Annotated in this window: 23 protein-coding genes and 1 tRNA gene; 14 read left to right on the forward strand and 10 right to left on the reverse strand. The window is 35.5% G+C overall.

What is annotated here, in order from left to right; translation table 11 throughout:
- Nucleotides 1-1,206, reverse strand: a complete 1,206-nt coding sequence (locus ACYQ3X_RS01475) for a tRNA nucleotidyltransferase/poly(A) polymerase family protein (protein WP_460180071.1) — start codon at nucleotides 1,204-1,206, stop codon at nucleotides 1-3.
- Nucleotides 1,207-1,209: 3 nt separating this feature from the next.
- Complete coding sequence (gene dtd / locus ACYQ3X_RS01480; protein ID WP_460180072.1) at nucleotides 1,210-1,650, reverse strand: D-aminoacyl-tRNA deacylase; 441 nt, start codon at nucleotides 1,648-1,650, stop codon at nucleotides 1,210-1,212.
- A 2-nt stretch (nucleotides 1,651-1,652) separates the two neighbouring features.
- On the opposite strand from dtd, the gene ACYQ3X_RS01485 reads away from it, so the two are divergent.
- Nucleotides 1,653-2,735, forward strand: a complete 1,083-nt coding sequence (locus tag ACYQ3X_RS01485; RefSeq protein WP_460180073.1) for an HD domain-containing phosphohydrolase — start codon at nucleotides 1,653-1,655, stop codon at nucleotides 2,733-2,735.
- Here the strand turns inward: ACYQ3X_RS01485 and panC are convergent.
- Nucleotides 2,732-3,580, reverse strand: coding sequence for a pantoate--beta-alanine ligase (panC, locus tag ACYQ3X_RS01490; RefSeq protein ID WP_460180074.1), 849 nt, complete (start codon nucleotides 3,578-3,580; stop codon nucleotides 2,732-2,734). The genes ACYQ3X_RS01485 and panC overlap by 4 nt on opposite strands.
- Before the next feature lie 130 nt (nucleotides 3,581-3,710).
- Here panC and ACYQ3X_RS01495 point away from each other — a divergent pair, with 130 nt between their 5' ends.
- The 5 genes from ACYQ3X_RS01495 to argC all read left to right on the forward strand — a co-directional run bounded on the left by ACYQ3X_RS01495 (nucleotide 3,711) and on the right by argC (nucleotide 7,223).
- The gene (locus tag ACYQ3X_RS01495) at nucleotides 3,711-4,346 is read left to right on the forward strand and encodes a YdcF family protein (RefSeq protein ID WP_460180075.1); all 636 of its coding nucleotides are present in this window, start codon (nucleotides 3,711-3,713) and stop codon (nucleotides 4,344-4,346) included.
- A gap of 181 nt (nucleotides 4,347-4,527) precedes the next feature.
- Nucleotides 4,528-5,268 (forward strand): N-acyl homoserine lactonase family protein, encoded by a 741-nt coding sequence (locus tag ACYQ3X_RS01500; protein WP_460180076.1) that lies wholly within the window; start codon nucleotides 4,528-4,530, stop codon nucleotides 5,266-5,268.
- 77 nt (nucleotides 5,269-5,345) lie between these two features.
- On the forward strand, nucleotides 5,346-5,777 hold the full coding sequence (gene rplM, locus ACYQ3X_RS01505) for a 50S ribosomal protein L13 (RefSeq protein ID WP_460180077.1): 432 nt from the start codon (nucleotides 5,346-5,348) through the stop codon (nucleotides 5,775-5,777).
- A 17-nt stretch (nucleotides 5,778-5,794) separates the two neighbouring features.
- Nucleotides 5,795-6,181: a 30S ribosomal protein S9 gene (rpsI, locus tag ACYQ3X_RS01510; RefSeq protein WP_460180078.1), complete on the forward strand. Its 387-nt coding sequence runs from the start codon at nucleotides 5,795-5,797 to the stop codon at nucleotides 6,179-6,181.
- 1 nt (nucleotide 6,182) lies between these two features.
- A complete protein-coding gene (gene argC, locus ACYQ3X_RS01515; protein ID WP_460180079.1) occupies nucleotides 6,183-7,223 on the forward strand; it encodes an N-acetyl-gamma-glutamyl-phosphate reductase in 1,041 nt (346 codons plus the stop codon).
- Here the strand turns inward: argC and mnmA are convergent.
- Nucleotides 7,198-8,223: a tRNA 2-thiouridine(34) synthase MnmA gene (gene mnmA / locus ACYQ3X_RS01520; protein ID WP_460180080.1), complete on the reverse strand. Its 1,026-nt coding sequence runs from the start codon at nucleotides 8,221-8,223 to the stop codon at nucleotides 7,198-7,200. The two genes, argC and mnmA, sit on opposite strands and share 26 nt — an antisense overlap.
- A 37-nt stretch (nucleotides 8,224-8,260) precedes the next feature.
- On the opposite strand from mnmA, the gene ACYQ3X_RS01525 reads away from it, so the two are divergent.
- The 5 genes from ACYQ3X_RS01525 (at nucleotide 8,261) to ACYQ3X_RS01545 (ending at nucleotide 13,568) form a co-directional block, all read left to right on the forward strand.
- Nucleotides 8,261-8,347: transfer RNA gene (locus ACYQ3X_RS01525), tRNA-Ser, on the forward strand.
- Nucleotides 8,348-8,471: 124 nt separating this feature from the next.
- Nucleotides 8,472-10,175: a LytS/YhcK type 5TM receptor domain-containing protein gene (locus ACYQ3X_RS01530; RefSeq protein WP_460180081.1), complete on the forward strand. Its 1,704-nt coding sequence runs from the start codon at nucleotides 8,472-8,474 to the stop codon at nucleotides 10,173-10,175.
- Entirely contained in the window at nucleotides 10,150-10,923 is a 774-nt protein-coding gene (locus ACYQ3X_RS01535) for a LytR/AlgR family response regulator transcription factor (RefSeq protein ID WP_460180082.1), read from the forward strand. The genes ACYQ3X_RS01530 and ACYQ3X_RS01535 overlap by 26 nt, the downstream gene beginning before the upstream one ends.
- 126 nt (nucleotides 10,924-11,049) lie before the next feature.
- Nucleotides 11,050-12,873, forward strand: a complete 1,824-nt coding sequence (locus tag ACYQ3X_RS01540; protein WP_460180083.1) for a carbon starvation CstA family protein — start codon at nucleotides 11,050-11,052, stop codon at nucleotides 12,871-12,873.
- Nucleotides 12,874-12,983: 110 nt separating this feature from the next.
- Nucleotides 12,984-13,568 carry an NUDIX hydrolase gene (locus tag ACYQ3X_RS01545; RefSeq protein ID WP_460180084.1) on the forward strand — a complete coding sequence of 195 codons (585 nt, stop codon included), beginning with the start codon at nucleotides 12,984-12,986 and terminating at the stop codon, nucleotides 13,566-13,568.
- Here ACYQ3X_RS01545 and ndk read toward each other — a convergent pair.
- From ndk to ACYQ3X_RS01575, 6 genes are all read right to left on the reverse strand, one after another.
- A complete protein-coding gene (gene ndk / locus ACYQ3X_RS01550; protein ID WP_460180085.1) occupies nucleotides 13,554-13,967 on the reverse strand; it encodes a nucleoside-diphosphate kinase in 414 nt (137 codons plus the stop codon). The two genes, ACYQ3X_RS01545 and ndk, sit on opposite strands and share 15 nt — an antisense overlap.
- Nucleotides 13,967-14,905 (reverse strand): malate dehydrogenase, encoded by a 939-nt coding sequence (mdh, locus tag ACYQ3X_RS01555; RefSeq protein ID WP_460180086.1) that lies wholly within the window; start codon nucleotides 14,903-14,905, stop codon nucleotides 13,967-13,969. Before mdh ends, ndk begins: the two co-directional genes overlap by 1 nt.
- On the reverse strand, nucleotides 14,902-15,819 hold the full coding sequence (fabD, locus tag ACYQ3X_RS01560; RefSeq protein WP_460180087.1) for an ACP S-malonyltransferase: 918 nt from the start codon (nucleotides 15,817-15,819) through the stop codon (nucleotides 14,902-14,904). The genes mdh and fabD overlap by 4 nt, the downstream gene beginning before the upstream one ends.
- Nucleotides 15,816-16,997: an FAD-binding protein gene (locus ACYQ3X_RS01565; RefSeq protein ID WP_460180088.1), complete on the reverse strand. Its 1,182-nt coding sequence runs from the start codon at nucleotides 16,995-16,997 to the stop codon at nucleotides 15,816-15,818. The genes fabD and ACYQ3X_RS01565 overlap by 4 nt, the downstream gene beginning before the upstream one ends.
- Complete coding sequence (locus ACYQ3X_RS01570) at nucleotides 16,988-17,770, reverse strand: electron transfer flavoprotein subunit beta/FixA family protein (protein WP_460180089.1); 783 nt, start codon at nucleotides 17,768-17,770, stop codon at nucleotides 16,988-16,990. Before ACYQ3X_RS01570 ends, ACYQ3X_RS01565 begins: the two co-directional genes overlap by 10 nt.
- Nucleotides 17,771-17,857: 87 nt before the next feature.
- Nucleotides 17,858-18,409, reverse strand: coding sequence for a DUF996 domain-containing protein (locus ACYQ3X_RS01575; RefSeq protein WP_460180090.1), 552 nt, complete (start codon nucleotides 18,407-18,409; stop codon nucleotides 17,858-17,860).
- A gap of 189 nt (nucleotides 18,410-18,598) precedes the next feature.
- Here ACYQ3X_RS01575 and hpt point away from each other — a divergent pair, with 189 nt between their 5' ends.
- Genes hpt through ACYQ3X_RS01590 form a run of 3 tightly spaced genes read left to right on the forward strand, consistent with a single transcriptional unit; the run spans nucleotide 18,599 to nucleotide 20,773 of the window.
- Complete coding sequence (gene hpt / locus ACYQ3X_RS01580; protein ID WP_460180091.1) at nucleotides 18,599-19,123, forward strand: hypoxanthine phosphoribosyltransferase; 525 nt, start codon at nucleotides 18,599-18,601, stop codon at nucleotides 19,121-19,123.
- Nucleotides 19,123-19,491 (forward strand): 6-carboxytetrahydropterin synthase QueD, encoded by a 369-nt coding sequence (gene queD / locus ACYQ3X_RS01585; RefSeq protein ID WP_460180092.1) that lies wholly within the window; start codon nucleotides 19,123-19,125, stop codon nucleotides 19,489-19,491. The genes hpt and queD overlap by 1 nt, the downstream gene beginning before the upstream one ends.
- On the forward strand, nucleotides 19,466-20,773 hold the full coding sequence (locus tag ACYQ3X_RS01590; protein WP_460180093.1) for a TldD/PmbA family protein: 1,308 nt from the start codon (nucleotides 19,466-19,468) through the stop codon (nucleotides 20,771-20,773). Before queD ends, ACYQ3X_RS01590 begins: the two co-directional genes overlap by 26 nt.
- The last annotated feature ends 5 nt before the right edge of the window (nucleotides 20,774-20,778 follow it).

Raw genomic sequence — 20,778 nt, forward strand, 5'->3', positions numbered from 1 at the left:
TTATTTTACAATAAATCTTTTTTTAATCTCATCAATTGCCTGCTCTTTATTTGAAATTTTTCCTGCTAAAACAAGGGTTTCTATTCTTTCAACTATTTCACCAACTATTGGAGAAGGATCAAATCCCAGTGAAAGTATATCTTCACCTTTCAGAATCGGAAGCTTTTTCTTATTTTTCAAGTAAACTTTTTTATAAAACTCCTCAATCTCATCGTAAAACCATTTTCTTGATATTTTTAATGGATCCTTACACATTCCATATATGAGTGCTGGATAAAGAATGCTTTCAAACTCTCTTATAAATTTTACTTTATCAAGTAAGGTCTCTATTTTTCTTATTCTTACTCCAGCCTGAATTAAATCTTCAACAAATCTTTGCTCTTTTTTTGCTGGTTTTATTTGCTTTATTAGTTCAGAGGCGTAAAAATCAAAAAGACACACAAACTTAAAACATCCTAAGTTTTTCACTTCTCTTTTTGAATTCATTAAAATTTCTTCAGCAGTCTTTAAGGCTTCAATATCAGGTTTTATTTCAAGAAACTCACGTGTTTTAAAGAGAGCTTTAAATATCTCATCTTCAATCATAAGTTGAAGGGTTTTGAAACTTTCAGATACTGAAAAAATCTTCCATAGTTCATCTTTTATTCTTTCCTTAGCGGTGATCTTCATTAAATGGGCATTTCTTTTTAAAGCTTCTCTGGTGCTTTCCTCTATTGCGCAATCCAGTGTGGCATGAAATCTGTAAGCCCTGAGCACTCTAAGAGGGTCTGCCTTGAGGTTTTCTTCATTGACCATTCTGATTAATCTGTTTTTTAAATCCTGCTTTCCATTAAAAGGATCAATTAGAGTATCTAAATTTAGAGCTACTGCCATAGCATTTATAGTAAAGTCTCTTTCTGATAAATCAGCCTCAATTGAGCCACCTCTTAATTGAGCAAAATCTATTGTTACATCATCCTTTACAATTCTTCCAATCAGGAAAACTTCATCAAGTAAAACAAAACTTCCATTAATTTTTTTTGCAAAATCCCTTGCAAGCTCAATAGTATCACCCTTTATTGCAAAGTCAATATCCTTTAATTCACGATTAAGTAATATGTCTCTTACACTTCCACCCACGAGGTAGGAGCTTTCATAAAGATTTTTTTGTTTTAAAAACTTCACAGCTTCCTTAAAATGTTGATTTTCTTTTAATTTTCCAAACATGGCTCACCTCGTATTTAATATAAATGTTACAGGTCCTTCATTTACAAGGGATACATGCATATAGCTTCTGAATACTCCTTCTTTTATAGGGATTCCTGTTTTTTTAATGGCATCAACAAAATATCTATAAAGTTTTTCAGCTTCTTCTGGTGGCATTGCCCTGTCAAAGGATGGACGATTACCCTTTTTACAATCTCCTGCAAGGGTAAACTCTGATACGACCATAATTTCACCATTAATATCTTTTACTGAGAGATTCATTTTGCCAGACTTGTCTTCAAAAATTCTTAAATTTACAATTTTGTTAATAAGATATTGGGCATCCCTTTCAGTATCTTCTTTTTCTATTCCAATGAAAACTAAAATGCCTCTGCCAATTTCTGATGCTTTTTTTCCTTCAATTTCTACATATGCTCTTATTACTCTCTGCAGCAGTGCTATCATTTATGTTAATATATCATAACATGTTTGAAGATGTTTCAAAAATCTTAGTAGTTGATGATGAAACTGTAAATCTGGAATTAATATCTGCTGTTTTCATAGACTCTCCAGATATTATGATTATTACAGCAAGGGATGGATTGGAAGCACTGGAAGTTCTTAAAAAACACACTCCTGATGTGATTGTTCTTGATATAAGAATGCCAAGAATGAATGGAATAGAGGTTTTAAATGTCTTAAAGTCTGATTCTCAAACTTCACATATTCCTGTTGTTGTTCTTTCAGGAGATGAAAAGGAAAGAAAGAATGCTCTAAAAAATGGAGCTAATGATTTTATTCCAAAACCTTTTGATGCTGAAGAGCTGAAGCTCAGGGTGATAAATAACCTGCAGGTGAAGAAATATCAGGATTTAATAAAAAACATAAACGAAGTTTTGCAGAAAGAAGTAATGAAAAAAACAAAAGAATTGAGAGAAGCACTGGAACTTGCAAGGGAAGCAGAGTATGAGATGGTTGTAAAATTAGGTATGATTTCTGAGTTCAGAGATGAAGAAACAGGACAGCATATAAGAAGAATTAGTTATTATTCCAGATTGCTTGCTCAACTGGCAGGCTTGTCGGAGTCTGAACAAAATATTATATTTTATGCCTCTCCTTTACATGATGTTGGCAAAGTTGGAATTCCTGATAATATTTTAAGAAAACCCGGACCTTTAACACCTGAAGAGTTTGAGATAATGAAGCTTCATACTATCATAGGTGGAAAGATATTAACTTCTGATCCAAGATTTACAACACTTCATGCAGGAAAAATCATTGCTGAGCAGCATCATGAAAAGTGGGATGGTTCTGGATATCCTAAGGGAATTAAAGGGCATGAAATACATCTTTATGCAAGAATTGTGGCAGTATGCGATGTATTTGATGCAATGACATCAGATAGGGTTTACAGACCAGCTTTTACTGTTGAACAAACAGTTGATATTATGAAAAAAGGCAAAGGAAGCCATTTTGATCCTGAATTTTTAGATCTTTTCATTGAAAATCTTGACAAGTTCTTAGAAATCAGAGAAACATTTAAAGATTAATTTAATTCAACAAGGAGATTGTCAATTAATCTTGTATCTGAAATTTTTAAAGCAATGGCGAGCAAATAACTTTTCTGTTTTTCCTTAACTTCTTCAAGTGTTAATGGATCAAAAACACCAGCATACTGAATTTCTTTAACAAGAGGCTCATTCTTAAGAATTTCCATCATTTTTAAATTTACATCCTCTGGCTGAGCACCTTCTTTTAAAAGCTTTTCACCTTCCTGTAAGGCTTTATATAAAACAGTAGCTGCTTTCCTTTCTTCTTCATTTAAATAAAGATTTCGTGAGCTCATTGCAAGCCCATTGTCCTGTCTTATTGTTGGACAGACAATAATTTCAATGTCAAAGTTTAAGTCCTCAACCATTCTTTTGATTATTAATGATTGTTGATAATCTTTCTGTCCAAAATATGCTTTTGCAGGCTTTACAATATTAAAAAGCTTACAAACTATTGTAGCAACTCCTCGGAAATGCCCTGGTCTAAACTTTCCGCAAAGTTTATTGCTAAGTCCTTCTACTGTTACATAAGTGCTGTATCCATGGGGATAAAGAGATTCAACATCAGGTAAGAATAGATAATCAATTTCAATGTTCTGTAGTTTCTCTTTATCAGATTCCACATCTCTTGGATATCTCTCATAGTCTTCTCCCTGTGCAAACTGTGTTGGATTTACAAAAATGCTCACTACAGTAATATCATTTTCTTCTTTTGCTCTTTTAATCAAAGAAAGATGTCCATCATGAAGCGCACCCATTGTAGGAACAAATCCTATAGATTTCCCCTTTGATCTTAACTGTCTGGATATCTCTCTCATTATTCTCGGAATTCTTATTATCTCCATTGTTGTCTATTATAACCTAATTTTGCATGGAACAGGCAATTTTGCTATACTTAATTTCATGTTTTTTCTGAAAAAATTTTTAACTTCCATAATTTTACCACCAGGCATTTTGATATTGATCTTTCTTTTGATGGCAGTTTTAGAGAAAAAAAGAAAATTTATTCGTTTTTTAGCAATTTTATCAGCTTTATTTGTTTATCTCATATCTATTGAGCCTGTAAAGGATTTGTTGTTGTACCCTCTTGAAAAAAATTATGCTGTTACTGAAAAATTAAATGCTGATGCTATTGTTATACTGGGTGGGGGTACATATTCTTTAGATTCATTCACTGAAGATACATCAAACAGATTATTAGCTGGATATAGGATTTATAAAAAAACCAAGCTTCCTGTTATTGTTTCAGGTGGTGCAGTGGAAGGAAGAATTCCAGATTCAGCAGCAATGGCTGAAATGTTAAAAAAACTGGGAGTTGAATCAGGTAAAATTATTGAAGAAACTAAAAGTAAAGATACAGCTCAAAATGCTTCATATGTTAGTGAGATATGCAAAGAAAAAAACTTTAAAAGAGTAATACTTATTACATCAGCATATCACATGGAAAGAGCAGTTAAAATTTTCAAAAAAACAGGGCTTATGATTTTGCCTTATCCTGCAGATTTCAAAAGAAGTAATCACTACAATGTTTACAGCTTTTTACCAAAATTTAGTAATTTCGCAATTTCATCAAAAGCAATAAGAGAGTATATAGCTTTAGTTGTAACTTAAATTTTTCAAGCAGGAGATTTCTCGGCTCGCGTCTAGCAGGCTAACATCCTGAGGTCAGATTGCTTCGGGGCATTAAGTCCCTGCAATAAAAGCAGAGGTGATTTTTTATTAATTATAATGGCAATTTCAGGTCATAAGATGAACTTGACATAATTTCGTAAAAAACATTTAATATAATAAGATGTTTTACAGGATTCATCCAATTGTAGTAGGAGCAAAAATTTTTGACAAAGGTATGATGACCTATCAGCATGACTATGGTAAACCCTTTGTTATACCCATATTTTCATGGTATATTGAGGGTGGAGACAAGAATATTCTGGTGGATACAGGGGAGTTTGCTCCTCGTAGTTCCACTGAAATTGAAAAAGCAGTTGGAAAAGTTTACAAATTTGAGGAAGGGCTTGCAAAATGGGGATTAAAGCCCGAGGATATTGATATTGTAATACATACTCATCTGCATAATGACCATTGTGAAAATGATTCAAAGTGTGTGAATGCTAAATTTTATGTTCACGAAAAAGAATTAGAGCAAATTCATAATCCCCATCCACTTGATTTTAGATACAACGAAGACTTTATTACAGAGATTGAAAGCAATGGTCAGATTATTACATTAAAGGAAGATGCTGAAATACTTCCTGGCATAAAAATGATTCATACTCCTGCCCATACTCCGGGTGGTATGTCTGTTCTTATAAATACTGAAAAAGGCAGTGTTTTAATAACAGGATTTTGCATTATTGAAGAAAACCTTAATCCTCCACCAAAAATTGTTGGTATGGGTATGGAGGTAATTCCTCCCGGAACTCTTGTAAATTCTTATGATGCTTATGATATACTTTTAAAAACAAAAAATATGGCTCAAATGGTCATCCCTCTTCATGAACCTAAATATGCCTTTTTAGATACAATCCCTTAATTATTTGACAAATAAATAGTTTTTAAGGTATTTTATAATTTTAGCTCATAATTAAAATTTAGGGGTGAGGGATAAAGATGAGAACCGCTTTTGTTAAAAAAGAAGAAGTTGACAGAAACTGGTATATTGCTGATGCAAATGGACAGACTCTTGGAAGATTTGCATCAAGAATAGCAAAAATTCTAATGGGCAAACACAAACCAACTTACACTCCCAATGTAGATAATGGAGACTTTGTTATAGTTATCAATGCGGACAAGATTAAAGTAACAGGGAAAAAACTTACTGACAAAGTTTATTATCATCATACGGGGTTTATGGGGAATCTCAAAGCAGAAACTCTTAAAGAAAGGCTTGAAAAAGAGCCTGAGGAAGTTATTGTTGATGCTGTCTGGGGCATGCTGCCAAAAACAAGACTGGGCAGAAAAATGATAAAAAAACTGAAAGTTTACAGAGGTTCAGAGCATCCTCATGCTGCCCAGAAACCTGAACCTCTTAAAATAAGTTAATTTTTGAGGTGAAGATAATGGCTGAAAACTTAGCTACAGGAAGAAGAAAAAGATCAATTGCAAGAGTAATTCTAATGCCAGGCTCAGGGAAAATTATTGTTAATGAAAAACCAGTGGAAGAGTATTTTCCAAGAGAAACCTTGAGAATGATACTTATGCAGCCCTTTCATGTAGCAGGGGTGACTGGCAAGTATGATGCAATTGTAACAGTTGATGGTGGTGGTTTAAGTGGTCAGGCTGGAGCAATCAGACATGGAATAGCAAGAGCTCTTGTAAACCTTAATCCAGACCTAAAGCCAAAACTCAAAAAAGAAGGACTTCTTACAAGAGATCCAAGAGAGGTAGAGAGAAAGAAATACGGGCAGCCAAAGGCAAGAAAGAGATTCCAGTTCTCCAAGAGATAAAATGCTTAAAGTTTTTATATGCGGAGGAAGTGGCTATACAGGTAGTGAGCTTTTAAGAATTCTTGCCCTCCATGATGAAGTTGAAATAGTGGGAGTTACTTCTGAAAAATCAGCAGGGATGAAAGTTTCAGAGCTTTTCCCTGCTTTTTTTATTTATAATGAACTTAAATTTGAAAGCCTCAATATAGAAGCCATCAAAAACAGGGCAGATGTTTATTTTCTTGCGCTCCCCCATGGAAAATCTCAACAGGTTGCTAAAGAACTTCTTGATAGTGGTAAAAAAGTAATAGATCTTTCTGCTGATTTCAGAATTAAGGATGTCAGGATTTATGAACAATGGTATAAAACTCAACATATGTTTCCTGAGCTACTTAAAGAAGCAGTCTATGGATTGCCTGAAATTTACAGGGAAAAGATAAAGAAAGCAAGACTTATAGCAAATCCTGGATGTTATCCTACAAGTGTGATTCTTCCTCTTTATCCCTTTTTAAAAAATAAAATGATTGATCCCTGCAGCATCATTGTTGATTCATGCTCAGGTGTTTCTGGAGCAGGAAGAAAAGCTGAAATCAGTTTAAGCTACTGTGAAATAAATGAAGATTTCAGGGCTTACAACATAGCAAAACACAGACACACACCTGAGATAGAGCAGGAACTTGGTTTTGCCTTTGATAGTTCAATAACTATTGATTTTACAACCCATCTTTTACCTCTAAACAGAGGAATTCTTTCAACAATATATGCCAGTATAAATAAAGATTTATCAACTGCTGAGGCAATAGAAATTCTTAAAAAACATTATCAGAATGAGCCATTTATTCAGATTATGCCAGAAGGTGATTTTCCGAGTATAAAGCATGTAAAAGGAACAAACTATTGTTACATTGGTGCAGTTACTAATCCTCGCACAAAAAGGCTTATTCTTGTATCTGCTATAGACAATCTCGTAAAAGGTGCATCAGGACAGGCTGTGCAGAACATGAATATTATGTTTCAAATGGAAGAGACAAAGGCACTCAGGAGCCTTGCACTATCTCCTTAATTACTCCTCCACCTAAAACAACTTCATCATTATAAAAAACAGCACTCTGTCCAGGTGTTGGTGCAAACTGGGGCTCATTAAACCTAACTCTCACTTTATTATTCATTAAAGTAACGGTTGCTTTTTCTGGATTCATGGCATAGCGAATTTTCACTTCACAGGTGAAACTGTTAGTTTCTGGAGTAACAAGCCAGTTTAATTGATTCACATAAAATTCTTTCATAAAAGCTTTTTCCTTTGAATCAACATAGACTGCATTTATATCAGGATCTATTTTTATCACATAAAGAGGATAGGTTGATGAAATTCCCAGTCTTTTTCTCTGTCCAATTGTAAAAAGATGTATTCCTCTATGCTGCCCAATAATTTTCCCAGTGGATGATTCAATTATGGGTCCATAAGATGCTGGCTTAAGAATCTCATAGTATCTTTTGTTTTTGAGAAAACAGGCTTCTACACTTTCCTCCGCAACCTTAGAAGGAATTTGAACCTGTTCAGCAATTTCTTTAACCTGTTGTTTAGTATATTCTCCAAGGGGCAAGAGAAGCTGATTAAGAAATAACCTGTTTATTCCATAAAGAAAGTATGACTGATCCTTTTTCCTGTCAATGCCTTTAAGAAGAAAGCATTTGCCATCTTTTTTCAATACTTTTGCATAATGTCCTGTGGCAAAAAAATCCGCAGATGTTCTGAGAGCAATTTTTTTAAGAGCGGGAAATTTTATGTATTTATTGCAGAGAATACATGGATTTGGTGTGAGTCCCTTTTTGTATCCTTCAAAAAAAGGATTGATAACATATTTTTTAAAATCCTCTCTTAGGTCTTCAATATGAAGCTTTATTCTGAGAAAATCTGCGGTTTTCTTTACCAGTTCTATGTTTGGTGGTTCGTCAAAGAGAATAAAAAATACTCCTTCTACAGCCTTTTTTTCTTTAATGAATAAATAGGCTGTAACAGACGAGTCAACTCCACCGCTCATTGCAACAACTACTTTTTCCATTTATATAAGTGATATAATTTATTATAAACTTTCTGCTGGAGAGGTGCCAGAGCGGACGATTGGGGCGGTCTCGAAAATCGCTGTGGGATTAAACCCACCGAGGGTTCAAATCCCTCCCTCTCCGTTATAGCTATTGATTTTACTTAAAGATTTCTCAGAGCATTGGAATTCCAAATTTACGAAGCCAGCGAGGAATCTCTTCCAGTAGCAGTAGCCAATACTTTTAATTTTATTTTATACTTAAAAAAATGGATATTCTTGAATTAACTCTGATACTTTCTCAAAGGCTTGGTATTATAGCAACAGTAGCTTTTATCCTTTCAAGAATGCCTGCTCTGGGAAGAGTTCTCTCAAGAAAACCCTCAACTAAGGATAAATTAATTCTCACAGTTGTCTGCGGAGGACTTGGAATACTGGGAACATTCGGAGCAGTTGAGATTCACGGCGCTCTTGCTAATTCAAGAGTTGTTGGTGTTATGGTGGGAGGGCTTCTTGGTGGTCCCTTAGTAGGAGCAGCAGCAGGATTTATTGCAGGTGTGCACAGATACTTTGTTGGTGGATTTACTGCCTTTTCATGTGGATTGTCAGCAGTAGTGGAGGGATTTCTCGGAGGTATTGTTTACAGATACTGGAAAAAGGGATTAATTCCATGGCATGTGGCATGGTTAGCAGGTTTTACTGGAGAAATTATTCAGATGCTTATTATTCTTACTTTTGCAAAGCCATTTTCAGAAGCAGTAGAACTTGTCAGAATCATCGCAATTCCTATGATTACTGTTAATTCCATAGGTGTTGCAATATTCATGCTAATAATAAAATCCGCAGTAGAGCATCAGGAAAGAGTAGCTGCCATGCAGGCAAAAGCCACATTAAATATTACAAATCTCATACTTCCCCATTTAAGGCAGGGACTTAATGAAAACTCAGCAGGTAAAATAGCTGAAATTATACTTGATACATTGCCAGTAGCAGCAGTGGCGATAACTGATAGGAAAAAAATTCTTGCTCATATTGGTACAGGAAGTGATCATCACCTTGCAGGTCATCCTTTACTTACAAAAGCAACTCTGAATGCAATTAAAACAGGAGAAATTCAGATTGCCAATAAAAAAGAGGAAATTGGTTGTAGCAATCCCAAATGCAGATTAAGCTCTGCTGTAATTGTTCCTTTGAAAAGAAGACAGGAGGTAATAGGCACTCTTAAACTTTATCATGAAAGAGAAAACAGCATTACTTCTGTTAATCTTGAAGTGGCAAGAGGACTTGCTCACATCTTTTCCACGCAACTTGAAATAGTGGAACTTGAAACACTTGCAAGACTTAAGACAGAGGCAGAATTAAAATCCCTTCAAGCACAAATTCATCCCCATTTTATATTTAATGCCCTGAACACGATAATATCTCTTATAAGAATTGAACCTGCAAAAGCAAAAGATCTGCTTCTCAGCTTGGCAACATTTTTAAGATACAGTCTGAAAAAAGAAAAAGAAATACCATTAAGAGAAGAACTTTCCTATGTGGAAGCTTACCTTTCAATAGAGCAGGCTCGCTACAAAGATAAGCTGACTGTCCATTACTACATAGAGCCAACAGTAGATCTTGACATACCTGTGCCTCCATTTACAATTCAACCACTGGTGGAAAATGCTGTAAAACATGGGTTAAAGCCAAAAATTGAAGGTGGTGAGATTTTAATAAGAATTTTTGACAGTGAGGATAGCATCGTAATTTCAGTTGAAGACAATGGCGTGGGAATAAGTAATTCTTTTCAGAGACTATCAGAAAAAGGCTCTGGACTGGGTTTATATCTTGTAAATGAAAGACTAAAAAGATTTTATGGAGAAGAAAGCATTCTTAACATACAAAGTTTTCCAGGCATTGGTACAGAGGTTACATTTAAAATCCCTAAAAAATATGCTTTAAAAGATGTTGTTTTCAGCTATAGTAGTTGATGACGAACCCTATGCAAGGGAAGAATTGCTTTACATTCTTTCCCAGTTTAATTCCTGTAAAATAGTAGGACAGGCGGGAAATGCAAAGGACTGTATATTCATTTATTCAAAATTCAGACCAGATGTAGTTTTTCTTGATATTGAAATGCCTGATATGTCAGGAATTGAAGTGGCAAGACAGCTTTCAAAGTTTAGTACTCCACCTCTTATTGTTTTTGCAACTGCTTATGATGACTACGCAATTGAAGCATTTGAGCTCGGAGCAGTTGATTATATTCTTAAACCTTTTGAAGAGAAAAGAATTGCTAAGACAATTATGAGAATAGAAAATCTTAAAAGCAATCAGGCTGAATGGAATGAGGCAATAGAAAGACTTTCTCAATTTCTTGACAAGAAAAAGATTTTTAAAAAACTTCCTGTCCAGCAAAAAGCAGGTGTTATCAGTTTTGTTCCATTTATGGATATCTTATACTGCGAGGCAAGTGAAGGAGGAGTAAAGGTTATTACAACAAAAGATGAATACTATTTTGATGGTACTCTTACAGAATTGGAGACAAGACTCAAGGAAGAGGGATTCATGAGGGTTCATAAAAGTTATATTGTAAATTTAAAAAGGATTGAAGCAGTCCTGCCATGGTTTAAAGGCACTTACTGGCTTGTTATTGAAGGGAGAAAAAATCAAATACCTGTAAGTAAATCAATTGTTAAGGAACTTAAAGAAGTTCTTGGAATAAAGTGTAGCAGTTAATTTCCTTTCAACTTCCATTTTTTTACATTCATACGAGAATTTTTTCCATTGAGGAATTTTTTATTGTTCAGAAATTCATTTCCTTATAGAATTATTTCATAAAAACAAAAAAAGGAGGTGTTTTTTATGCATGCACTGGTGCTGGTAATCATAGCAGCATGCGTTTTTGTGCTTGCCTACAGGTTCTACAGTGCCTTTATTGCTGCAAAAGTTCTTGCTCTTGATCCAAATCGTCAGACTCCTGCTGTAAGGCTTAATGATGGAAGAGACTATGTCCCAACGAATAAATGGCTTATTTTCGGACATCATTTTGCAGCAATAGCTGGTGCTGGTCCTTTAATTGGACCTGTTCTGGCAGCACAGTTTGGTTATCTACCAGGATTCTTATGGATTTTGATTGGAGGAGTTCTTGCAGGTGCTGTTCATGATATGGTTGTTCTGTTTGCCTCTGTAAGGCATAATGGAAAATCTCTTGCAGAAGTTGCTAAAGCCCAAATAGGACCTGTATCTTACTGGCTTGTTCTTGTGGCAACCCTGTTTTTATTAATTATTGTTCTTGCCGGTGCTTCAATTGCTGTTGTTAATGCACTTTTTAACAGTCCATGGGGTGCTTTTACTGTAGGAGTAACAATTCCAATTGCTCTTTTCATTGGAGCTTATCTTAAGTGGCTAAGACCAGGAAAGATTGTTGAAGGAAGTATTATTGGTGTAGCACTCATTATTCTTGCCGTTGTTCTTGGTCCTGTGATAAAGGAATCTGCTCTTGCACCTTATTTTACATTCAGTAAAAAGGAGCTTTCAGTATTGATTCCAGTTTATGGATTTTTTGCTGCTGTACTACCTGTTTGGTTGCTTCTTGTTCCAAGAGATTATCTAAGCTCATACATGAAGTTTGGAACTATGTTTTTGCTTGCTATTGGCGTAATTCTTGTTAATCCATTAATTCAAATGCCTGCTGCAACGCAGTTTATTTCTGGTGGGGGACCTGTTATACCAGGTAAGGTCTGGCCCTTTATGTTCATTACAATTGCCTGTGGCGCAATTTCAGGTTTTCACTCCCTTGTATCATCTGGAACAACACCCAAGATGGTGGCAAATGAAAAGGATATAAGAGTGATTGGTTATGGTGCAATGCTCACAGAGAGCTTTGTTGCTTTAATGGCATTAATAGCAGCAACAGTGCTTCCTACAGCAGACTACTTTGCTATAAACAGTCCACCAGCAGTATTTCAGAAACTTGGCATGCAGGTTCAGGATCTTCCATTTCTCTCTGCTTTGGTAGGTGAAGAACTTGCAGGCCGTCCAGGTGGAGCAGTATCCTTAGCAGTTGGAATGGCTGATATTTTCTCAAGAATTGGTGGATTAAGACATTTAATGAGCTACTGGTATCATTTTGCAATCATGTTTGAGGCTCTGTTTATTCTTACTTTAATTGATGCTGGTACAAGAGTTGGAAGATATCTTATGCAGGAAATAGGTGGAGCAGTTTATCCAAAACTCAGGGATTATAAGTGGTGGCCCGGTGTAATTGGAACAAGTGCAATATTCACATTTTGCTGGGGATATCTTCTTTACACAGGAACAATCTCAACAATATGGCCTCTCTTTGGTGTGAATAATCAGCTTCTTGGTGGAATGGCACTGGCAATAGTGACAACTTTACTTTTAAGAATGGGTAAGGCAAAATACATATGGGTAACAATGGTTCCAATGGCATTTTTGCTTGTTACCACTATTGTTGCTGGCTATCAAAACATTGTGAATAATTATTTGCCAAAGAATAATTACTTACTTGCTGTGCTTTCTGCAGTGATGATTGTAATGGTTATACTGATTGTGGCAGACTCAGTAAGAGTATGGATAAGTATATTAAGAGGCAGGACACCGCTTATTAAAGAAACAGAAGAAACTCTTCTGAAAGAAGCACCCACAAGATTTTTATCTGAATAAAATTAAAAGATTGGGTGGTGAATGAAAAGCCACCCAATCTCAATTATTTTTATTGAAAAAAATTAGAACAATAGGTAAAATATTTAAACTATAATGAAAAAAGGGGCATAATGGAAGAATTTCTTGAGATTGTTGATAAGGACGGTAGAGTTATCTCAATAGCTCCAAGAAGTATTATTCATGGCAATCCATCAATGCTTCATAAGGTTGTTCATGTACTGGTTTTTAATTCAAAAGGCGAGTTACTCCTTCAAAAAAGAGCCTCTCATAAAGATGTGGCACCCGGTAAATGGGATACTTCTGTTGGTGGTCATATAAAGCCTGGAGAAAATATTTTAATTGCAGCAAAAAGAGAAATGCTTGAAGAACTTGGTGTTGTTTCCGAAAATCTTAAGTTTCTTTATACATATATTCATTCAAATGAGTATGAAAGTGAGCTTGTTTATACTTACTGGACACTTCATGAAGGACCTTTTGATTTCAATAAAAATGAAATTGAAGAAGTTGCCTTCTGGAATATTAATGAAATCCATAAATTTCTAAAATCTGAGTTTTTCAGCGATAATTTTAAACATGAATTCCTCAGATATGCTTCAACCTGTAGTTTTTTGCCTTTCTGGTTTAATAGTTCTTTGCGGGAGTTAACAGGGTCTCCCTATTTATCAGGAGACCCGAATTTATTAAAGAATTTCTAAAGTTGAAAAGAAATAAGGAATTTCATAAGCTGCTGACTGAGGTGAATCAGAACCATGCACAGCATTTCTTTCAATGTTTTCAGCAAACTCTCTTCTAATTGTTCCTTCCTCTGCCTGAGCCGGATTTGTTGCTCCCATAATTTTTCTTACCTTTGCTATTGCATCCTCACCTTCTAACACCATTACAACAATTGGACCTTCAGACATGAAGTCAGTGAGGGAATCATAAAATGGTCTGTCTTTGTGCACAATATAAAAACCTTTTGCCTGTTCTTTTGTCATCTTGATTTTTTTCAGCGCAGCAACCCTTAATCCCTGTTTTTCAAATCTTGAAATTATCTCTCCAATAAGATTTTTTTTGACAGCATCAGGTTTAATTATAACCAGAGTTTTCTCCATTATATTTTGCCCTCCTCTTTGAGAATTTTTATCATGCCTTTTACTTCTTCTGTAGAATTAACAAAAGCTACTTTTTCTTCCTCTGTAAGTTCAAGCTCAATTATTTTTTCAACTCCCTGTTTACCAAGTACGACTGGGACTCCATTAAATACATCCTTAGCACCATATTCTCCATCAAGATAAACTGAGCATGGTAGCAGTCTTTTTTCATCAAGAATTATTGCCTTGACCATCTCAAAGGTTGATTGAGCAGGAGCATAATAGGCAGAGCCTGTTTTAAGAAGAGATACAATTTCAGCACCACCTTCACGGGTTCTCTGCACAAGAGCTTCAATTCTGTCTTGCGTGAGCCATTTTGAAAGAGGAATACCCTTTACAGTGGTAAATCTTACAAGCGGAACCATGTAAAGACCGTGTCCACCAAGAACAAGGGTTTCTATATCCTGAGGTGAAACTCCGAGCTCCATGGAAATGAATGTTTTAAACCTTGATGAATCAAGAATCCCTCCCATGCCAAGAACCCTCTGTCTTTGTACACCTGAGACTATAAGGGTTAAATAAGCCATTACATCCATAGGATTTGTAACAACTATATAAATTGCCTCAGGGCAAATTGGTGCAAGTTTATTTACAATTCCTCCAACAATTTCAGCGTTTGCCATGAGAAGGTCTTTTCTTCTCATACCTGGTTTTCTTGCCAGTCCTGCAGTTATTACAACTATATCAGAGCCTGCAAGGTCATCAAGATTGTTTGTTCCTGTAATGGATGCCTTTATGCCTAATACAGCGGTATTCTGGAGAATATCAAGAGCTTTGCCCTGAGGCATTCCTTCAACAATATCATAAAGTACTACATCACACAAGCCACTGTTTACAGCAAATAAAGCAACAGTTGCACCCACATTTCCTGCTCCAACGATTCCAAGTTTCTTCCTCATTTTAAATCCTCCTTTTTAATACTGTTTAAATCATTCAAGTTTTCTATGTTGTAAGTTTTAACTGCAGGATCAATTCTCCTTATGAGTCCTGAAAGAACTTTTCCAGGACCAATTTCTATAAATTTATCAACTCCCCTTGAAATCATATATTTTACACAATCCTGCCATCTTACAGGACTGTACAGCTGTTTTATTAAAGCATCCTGAATAGCCTCAGCATCCTGAATAGCCTCAGCATTCACATTGCTTACTATTGGAAATTTTGAATTTTTAAAATTGAAATTTTGCAAATATTTTTCAAACTCCTGAGCCGCATCTCTCATAAGCATGCAATGGGATGGAATACTTACCTGAAGAGGAACAACCTTTTTTGCTCCCTTTTGTTTTGCAAGCTCTGAAGCTTTTTTAACTCCCTCAGCTTCTCCAGATATTACAATCTGTCCAGGACAGTTTAAATTTGCCAGATCAACATAGAAATTTTTGATACTCTCACAGATTTGTTTAAGAGTCTCTTCATCAAGCCCTAAGACAGCAGCCATTGCACCTTTGCCTTCTGGCTGAGCTTTCTGCATAAGCTCACCTCTTTTTCTTGTGATTTTCACAGCATCCTCAAAAGAGAAAACTTCTCCACAAACTGCTGCAGTGTATTCTCCAAGTGAATGTCCAGCCACATAAGCAGGTGATATTCCTGAAGCTAAAACTTCTCTCACTAAAGCATAAGATACAGTAAGTAAGGCTGGCTGGGTATTTTTCGTTTTATTTAACTCTGATTCAGGTCCTTCAATGCACAGCTTTGCAAGATCAAAACCAAGAATATCTCTGGCTATTTCAAATAAATCCTTTGAGGTTTTATATAAATCTTTACCCATTCCCACATATTGAGAACCCTGTCCGGGAAAAACAAAGGCTATCATTCAAAGACTCCTTCCTTGAGTTTTTTTATCATCAAAGGCACTATTTCTTTTAAATCACCAACAATTCCATAGGTTGCTACATTAAATATGGGTGCATTGGGATCTTTGTTAATTGCAACAATTATATCGCTTGATTGCATTCCCACAAGATGTTGAACAGCACCTGAAATTCCGCAGGCTATATAAAGCTTTGGGCATACTGTTTTACCTGTCTGTCCTACCTGATGAGCATAGGGAATCCATCCTTCATCAACTGCTGCACGGGAAGCTCCGACTGTTCCACCAAGAAGATTTGCAAGTTCCCAGAGCATCTTAAATCCTTCAGGACCACCAATCCCTCTACCACCAGAAACAATTACCTTTGCATCCTGAAGATTTACTTTGCAAAATGATGTATCTTCAAGTCTTTCAAGAACTTTAATCCTTCCTGTTGGCTCAAGAGGTTCAATTTTTATTATTTCACCTTTTTTATTGTAGTTATACTCACCCCTTTTCATTACTCTGGGTCTTACTGTTGCAATCTGTGGTCTGCTCGTTGGAGAAACAATTGTTGCCATAATATTTCCTCCAAAGGCAGGACGAATCTGAAGAAGATTTCCTGTTTCTTTATCAATTTCAAGTCCTGTGCAGTCTGCTGTAAGTCCTACTCTCAATTTTGCTGCCACTCTTGGAATAAAAGAACGACCTATAGCAGTGGCACCGGCAAGAAGTATTTCAGGTTTGTGCTGATTAATTAGTTTCACAAGAGTTTTAGCATACAATTCATCATCTAAGAAAGAATACTGAGGAGCATCAGCATAATACACCTTGTCAGCTCCCCAGCGAATAAGCTCCTCAATTTCTGCAGCCTCTCCAAAGAGGACTGCAGAAAGCTCTGTTTGGAGCTCATCGGCAAGTTTTCTTCCAATTCCGAGTAGTTCATAGGCAACAGAGGCAATCCTGCCCTGTGATTGCTCAGCAAATATCCATACTCCTTTAAAGTTTTCTGATTTTTCCGCCTCTTTTCCTCTTTCATCTACAATTGCTCCTTCCGGGCATGACTCAACACAGGCACCGCAAAGTGTGCAGGCTTCTGTTATAAAGGCTTTATCTTCTTTGATTATTATTGCTCCAAAGGGACACACATTGACACAGGTTGCACAGCCTGTGCATTTTTCTATGTTAATTCTTATAAGCATCCTAACCTCCTCAGTTCTTTAAGAAGTGTGGTAACCTGCTCATCAGGTGTGCCTTCAAGAATTCTTCTTTCGCCTCTTGGTGAAGGTGCAAATATGTTTTTAACCATTGTGGGAGAACCTTTAAGTCCGATTCTGTCTTCTTCTGCCTCAATGTCATCGGCATTCCATCTTGGAATCACTGCTTTTTTTGCTGCCATTTTGCCTCTTATTGAAGGTGGACGGGGATTGTTTAATTCTTTTACTACTGTTATCAATGCTGGTAGCTTTATCCATATTTTTTCATAACAGTCATCCATAAGCCTTTCAACAATCATTTCAGAAGAATCTATTTTATCAATTCTTCTTACATATGCAACATGAGGAATATCAAGAAACTCAGCCATTTCAGGTCCTACCTGAGCAGTATCACCATCAATTGCCTGTTTTCCACAGATTATTAAATCAAAGCCAATTTTTCTTGCAGCCCTGGAAAGAGTATAGGCAGTTGCCCATGTGTCTGAACCTGCAAATCGCCTGTCTGTAAGTAAAATTGCATCATCCACACCCATTGAAATAGCCTCCCTTAAGACATCTTCAGCCTGAGGTGGTCCCATTGTAATGACTGTAACTTTACCTGAAGTAGTTTCTTTAATTTGAAGTGCTGCTTCAATGGCATGCAAATCATAGGGATTCATTATGCTTGGAACACCTTCTCTTATAAGAGTGTTTGTTTTTGGATCAATTTTTACTTCTGTAACATCTGGAACCTGTTTAATACAAACAACAACTCTCATCAGCCCCTCCAGCAAATTTTGGTAGATACAACTCTGCACAGCAGATTAAATTAAAATTATACTTTACAATTGAAATCTCTTTCAAATTTATACAGTGTTTTTTCCTTCATAATTCTCTGGAAGACTGAAAAAAGCTATTGCAAGCAGTATCCATCCTACAAAAATCGCAATAGCACCCAGTCCAAAGACTATAACTCCAACAGCACCCCAGAACATGAAAGCGCCTGCAAGTTTGAAAAGATTTATTTTAGTATAGTTATGGATAATATCAAAGCATTGGCGATAAAAATACATACCGAATATGTTTAAAGCATAAACAACAAGGAATATAAAAATAAATCCAACACCGGAAGGCATTGCAGTCATACCATGACGAGAACCTTCCATCATTAGTGGTATCATGGAAAACATACCAAAAATAATACCTAACAGTATTCCTCCTATGCTAATCAAAAAGCCAGTTAAAAATTTGTTAAAGATATTCTTATCTGAAAAAATTTGAGCCAGTTTATTGATGGCAATAAATAGCAAAACAATTCCTGCAATACCCAGTATCCAGCCTATCCATGGTATAAAACCCAAAACAATAAAAATACAGCCAAGACCTCCTAAAATTTTTTCGTTACCTGCCTGAGCCATGTTTTTCCCTCCTTGATAAATTTTTTATACATTATACACAATTTTTTCATGTCACATCTGAAAAAAGTAAAAGGAGAAATTGCGACTTTGTAGTAGTTAAAATGGCAATCAATGCAATGCTTTATTATCTTTATCAAGGAGTCTCAATCCCTTTCTAAAAATTTTTATTTTTTGGTATAATGTTTAACTATGTTTATAGGAACGCCGCTTATTTCAGAAGAGCAAATTCAAAAAAAAGTTAAAGAACTTGCCTATAAAATATCCTCAGACTATGCCAATAAAGACTTAGTTGTCATAGGTATTTTAAAAGGTTCATTTATGTTTTTCTCCGACCTCATAAGATATATTCAAACTCCTTTAAAGGTAGATTTCATTGTTGCATCAAGTTACATAAAAGACAAATCATCCGGTGAAGTAAAGATTTATTATTTTCCAAGAGAGGAGATTCAGGGTAAAGATATACTTCTTGTTGATGATATTATTGATACAGGAATTTCTTTAAAAATTATAAGAGAAAAGATTCTTTCAATGAATCCTTCATCTCTAAAAATATGTGTTTTACTGGATAAAACAGAAAGAAGAGTTGTTGATGTTCCTGTGGATTATATTGGTTTTAAAATTCCTAATAAATTTGTTGTAGGCTATGGGCTTGATTATCAAGAGATGTTCAGAAACCTTCCCTACATAACAGTATTTAAGAAAGAAGTTAAATAATGTATAAATTAAAAATTATCACAGGATTTGATGCTGCTCATCAGTTAAGAGGCTATAAAGGAAAATGTGAGAATATTCACGGGCATAACTGGAAGGTTGAAGTAGAGGTAACTGCTGAAAATCTTAATGAAATAGGTATTGCCATTGATTTTAAGGAATTAAAAAGAATCACTGAAGAGGTAGTCTCCCAGCTTGACCATACTTTTATAAATCAGATTCCTCCATTTACCCAGATAAATCCCTCAAGTGAAAATATAGCAAAATGGATATACATCTCTTTGAAAGACAGATTAAGCAGCTTTCCTGTAAAACTTTACAGTGTTACTGTATGGGAGTCAGATTATGCCTCAGCAACATATATTGAATGAAATTTTAAATAAAATTCCTGATATTCATGCTGATTGGGAAATTTATTTTTTAAAAAGGAAGATTTATTCCGTAGAAGGCAAGGATTTAGATGTTGATAAAAAAAAGGATGCCATAAAGGAAATTTTCTCAATAAGGGTAATAAAAGATAAAAAAGCAGGAATCTCAAGTTGCACCAACATGGATAAAATTCCAGAGGCAGTTCAACAAGCAATTGAAATTGCCAGAATATCTGAACCAGACGAATTTTTAAATCTTCCAACTCCGCAACAAATAAAGAAAGTAGAAGTTTTTGACGAGGAATTAATAAAAATAAAAGGAAAACTGCCTCAGATGCTGATAGACATGCAAAAATCTGCTTTTTTTGATAAGAGAATAAAAAAACTCAGAAATGCAGAAATAAATATTACAATTGAGGAAAAGGGTATTATAAACTCAAATGGAGTGTCTGTTCATGAGCCTTTTACTGCTGTTACAGCACATATAATTGCCGTTGCTGAGGAATCTGACTCGCAGATGGGATGGGCTTACAGGGCAGAAAGATTCTTAAAAAACATTAACTTTGAAGAAGTTGCAGAGGAAGCAGGGAAAAAAGCTTTGATGCTTCTTAATCCTAAAAAAATTAAATCTTTTAAAGGCTTTGCAGTTTTACATCCCTTTGTTGCTTGTGAATTTCTTAGCCTCATAACTGAAGCTGTCTCTGCAGAAAACTATCAGATTGGTAAATCTCTATTTACAGAAAAACTCGGACAGATGGTTATAAATGAAAAACTGAACATAGTTGACAATGGATTGCTCCCTGAAAGATTTGGTTCATCACCCTTTGATGCTGAAGGAGTTCCTGCAACAGAAAAATTTCTGGTAAAAAATGGTTTTTTAGTATCACTTTTGCACAATACATATACAGCACAGCGTGCAGGAACCTCATCTACTGGAAATGCTGTGAGAACAGAAAGAGGAGTATCAGTAGGACCTACAAATCTCTATATTGAAACAGCAGGAACTACTGTAGAGAATATAATAAAACAGATTGACAGAGGAATCTATATTGTAGAAGTTATGGGCATGCATACAGCAAATCCTGTTAGTGGAGATTTTTCAGTTGGCATTTCTGGAATTTACATAGAAAATGGAGAATTAAAACATCCTGTAAAAGAGGCAGTATATTCGGGTAATGTTCAGGAGCTTTTTAAAAACATTAAAGCAGCAGGAGATGATTTGAAGTTCTTTGGTAGCATTGGTTCTCCAACCCTCCTTGTTGAGGGTGCAGATATATCCGGTTAAAGGAG

The organism is Thermodesulfovibrio sp. TK110 (assembly GCF_054658355.1).

What these genes read in the sequence shown, in the direction of transcription:
- ACYQ3X_RS01475 (WP_460180071.1), bottom strand. Translation starts at nt 1,206, where the DNA reads ATGTTTGGAAAATTAAAAGAAAATCAACATTTTAAGGAAGCTGTGAAG.
- dtd (WP_460180072.1), bottom strand. Translation starts at nt 1,650, where the DNA reads ATGATAGCACTGCTGCAGAGAGTAATAAGAGCATATGTAGAAATTGAA.
- ACYQ3X_RS01485 (WP_460180073.1), top strand. Translation starts at nt 1,653, where the DNA reads ATGTTAATATATCATAACATGTTTGAAGATGTTTCAAAAATCTTAGTA.
- panC (WP_460180074.1), bottom strand. Translation starts at nt 3,580, where the DNA reads ATGGAGATAATAAGAATTCCGAGAATAATGAGAGAGATATCCAGACAG.
- ACYQ3X_RS01495 (WP_460180075.1), top strand. Translation starts at nt 3,711, where the DNA reads ATGGCAGTTTTAGAGAAAAAAAGAAAATTTATTCGTTTTTTAGCAATT.
- ACYQ3X_RS01500 (WP_460180076.1), top strand. Translation starts at nt 4,528, where the DNA reads ATGTTTTACAGGATTCATCCAATTGTAGTAGGAGCAAAAATTTTTGAC.
- rplM (WP_460180077.1), top strand. Translation starts at nt 5,346, where the DNA reads ATGAGAACCGCTTTTGTTAAAAAAGAAGAAGTTGACAGAAACTGGTAT.
- rpsI (WP_460180078.1), top strand. Translation starts at nt 5,795, where the DNA reads ATGGCTGAAAACTTAGCTACAGGAAGAAGAAAAAGATCAATTGCAAGA.
- argC (WP_460180079.1), top strand. Translation starts at nt 6,183, where the DNA reads ATGCTTAAAGTTTTTATATGCGGAGGAAGTGGCTATACAGGTAGTGAG.
- mnmA (WP_460180080.1), bottom strand. Translation starts at nt 8,223, where the DNA reads ATGGAAAAAGTAGTTGTTGCAATGAGCGGTGGAGTTGACTCGTCTGTT.
- ACYQ3X_RS01530 (WP_460180081.1), top strand. Translation starts at nt 8,472, where the DNA reads ATGGATATTCTTGAATTAACTCTGATACTTTCTCAAAGGCTTGGTATT.
- ACYQ3X_RS01535 (WP_460180082.1), top strand. Translation starts at nt 10,150, where the DNA reads ATGTTGTTTTCAGCTATAGTAGTTGATGACGAACCCTATGCAAGGGAA.
- ACYQ3X_RS01540 (WP_460180083.1), top strand. Translation starts at nt 11,050, where the DNA reads ATGCATGCACTGGTGCTGGTAATCATAGCAGCATGCGTTTTTGTGCTT.
- ACYQ3X_RS01545 (WP_460180084.1), top strand. Translation starts at nt 12,984, where the DNA reads ATGGAAGAATTTCTTGAGATTGTTGATAAGGACGGTAGAGTTATCTCA.
- ndk (WP_460180085.1), bottom strand. Translation starts at nt 13,967, where the DNA reads ATGGAGAAAACTCTGGTTATAATTAAACCTGATGCTGTCAAAAAAAAT.
- mdh (WP_460180086.1), bottom strand. Translation starts at nt 14,905, where the DNA reads ATGAGGAAGAAACTTGGAATCGTTGGAGCAGGAAATGTGGGTGCAACT.
- fabD (WP_460180087.1), bottom strand. Translation starts at nt 15,819, where the DNA reads ATGATAGCCTTTGTTTTTCCCGGACAGGGTTCTCAATATGTGGGAATG.
- ACYQ3X_RS01565 (WP_460180088.1), bottom strand. Translation starts at nt 16,997, where the DNA reads ATGCTTATAAGAATTAACATAGAAAAATGCACAGGCTGTGCAACCTGT.
- ACYQ3X_RS01570 (WP_460180089.1), bottom strand. Translation starts at nt 17,770, where the DNA reads ATGAGAGTTGTTGTTTGTATTAAACAGGTTCCAGATGTTACAGAAGTA.
- ACYQ3X_RS01575 (WP_460180090.1), bottom strand. Translation starts at nt 18,409, where the DNA reads ATGGCTCAGGCAGGTAACGAAAAAATTTTAGGAGGTCTTGGCTGTATT.
- hpt (WP_460180091.1), top strand. Translation starts at nt 18,599, where the DNA reads ATGTTTATAGGAACGCCGCTTATTTCAGAAGAGCAAATTCAAAAAAAA.
- queD (WP_460180092.1), top strand. Translation starts at nt 19,123, where the DNA reads ATGTATAAATTAAAAATTATCACAGGATTTGATGCTGCTCATCAGTTA.
- ACYQ3X_RS01590 (WP_460180093.1), top strand. Translation starts at nt 19,466, where the DNA reads ATGCCTCAGCAACATATATTGAATGAAATTTTAAATAAAATTCCTGAT.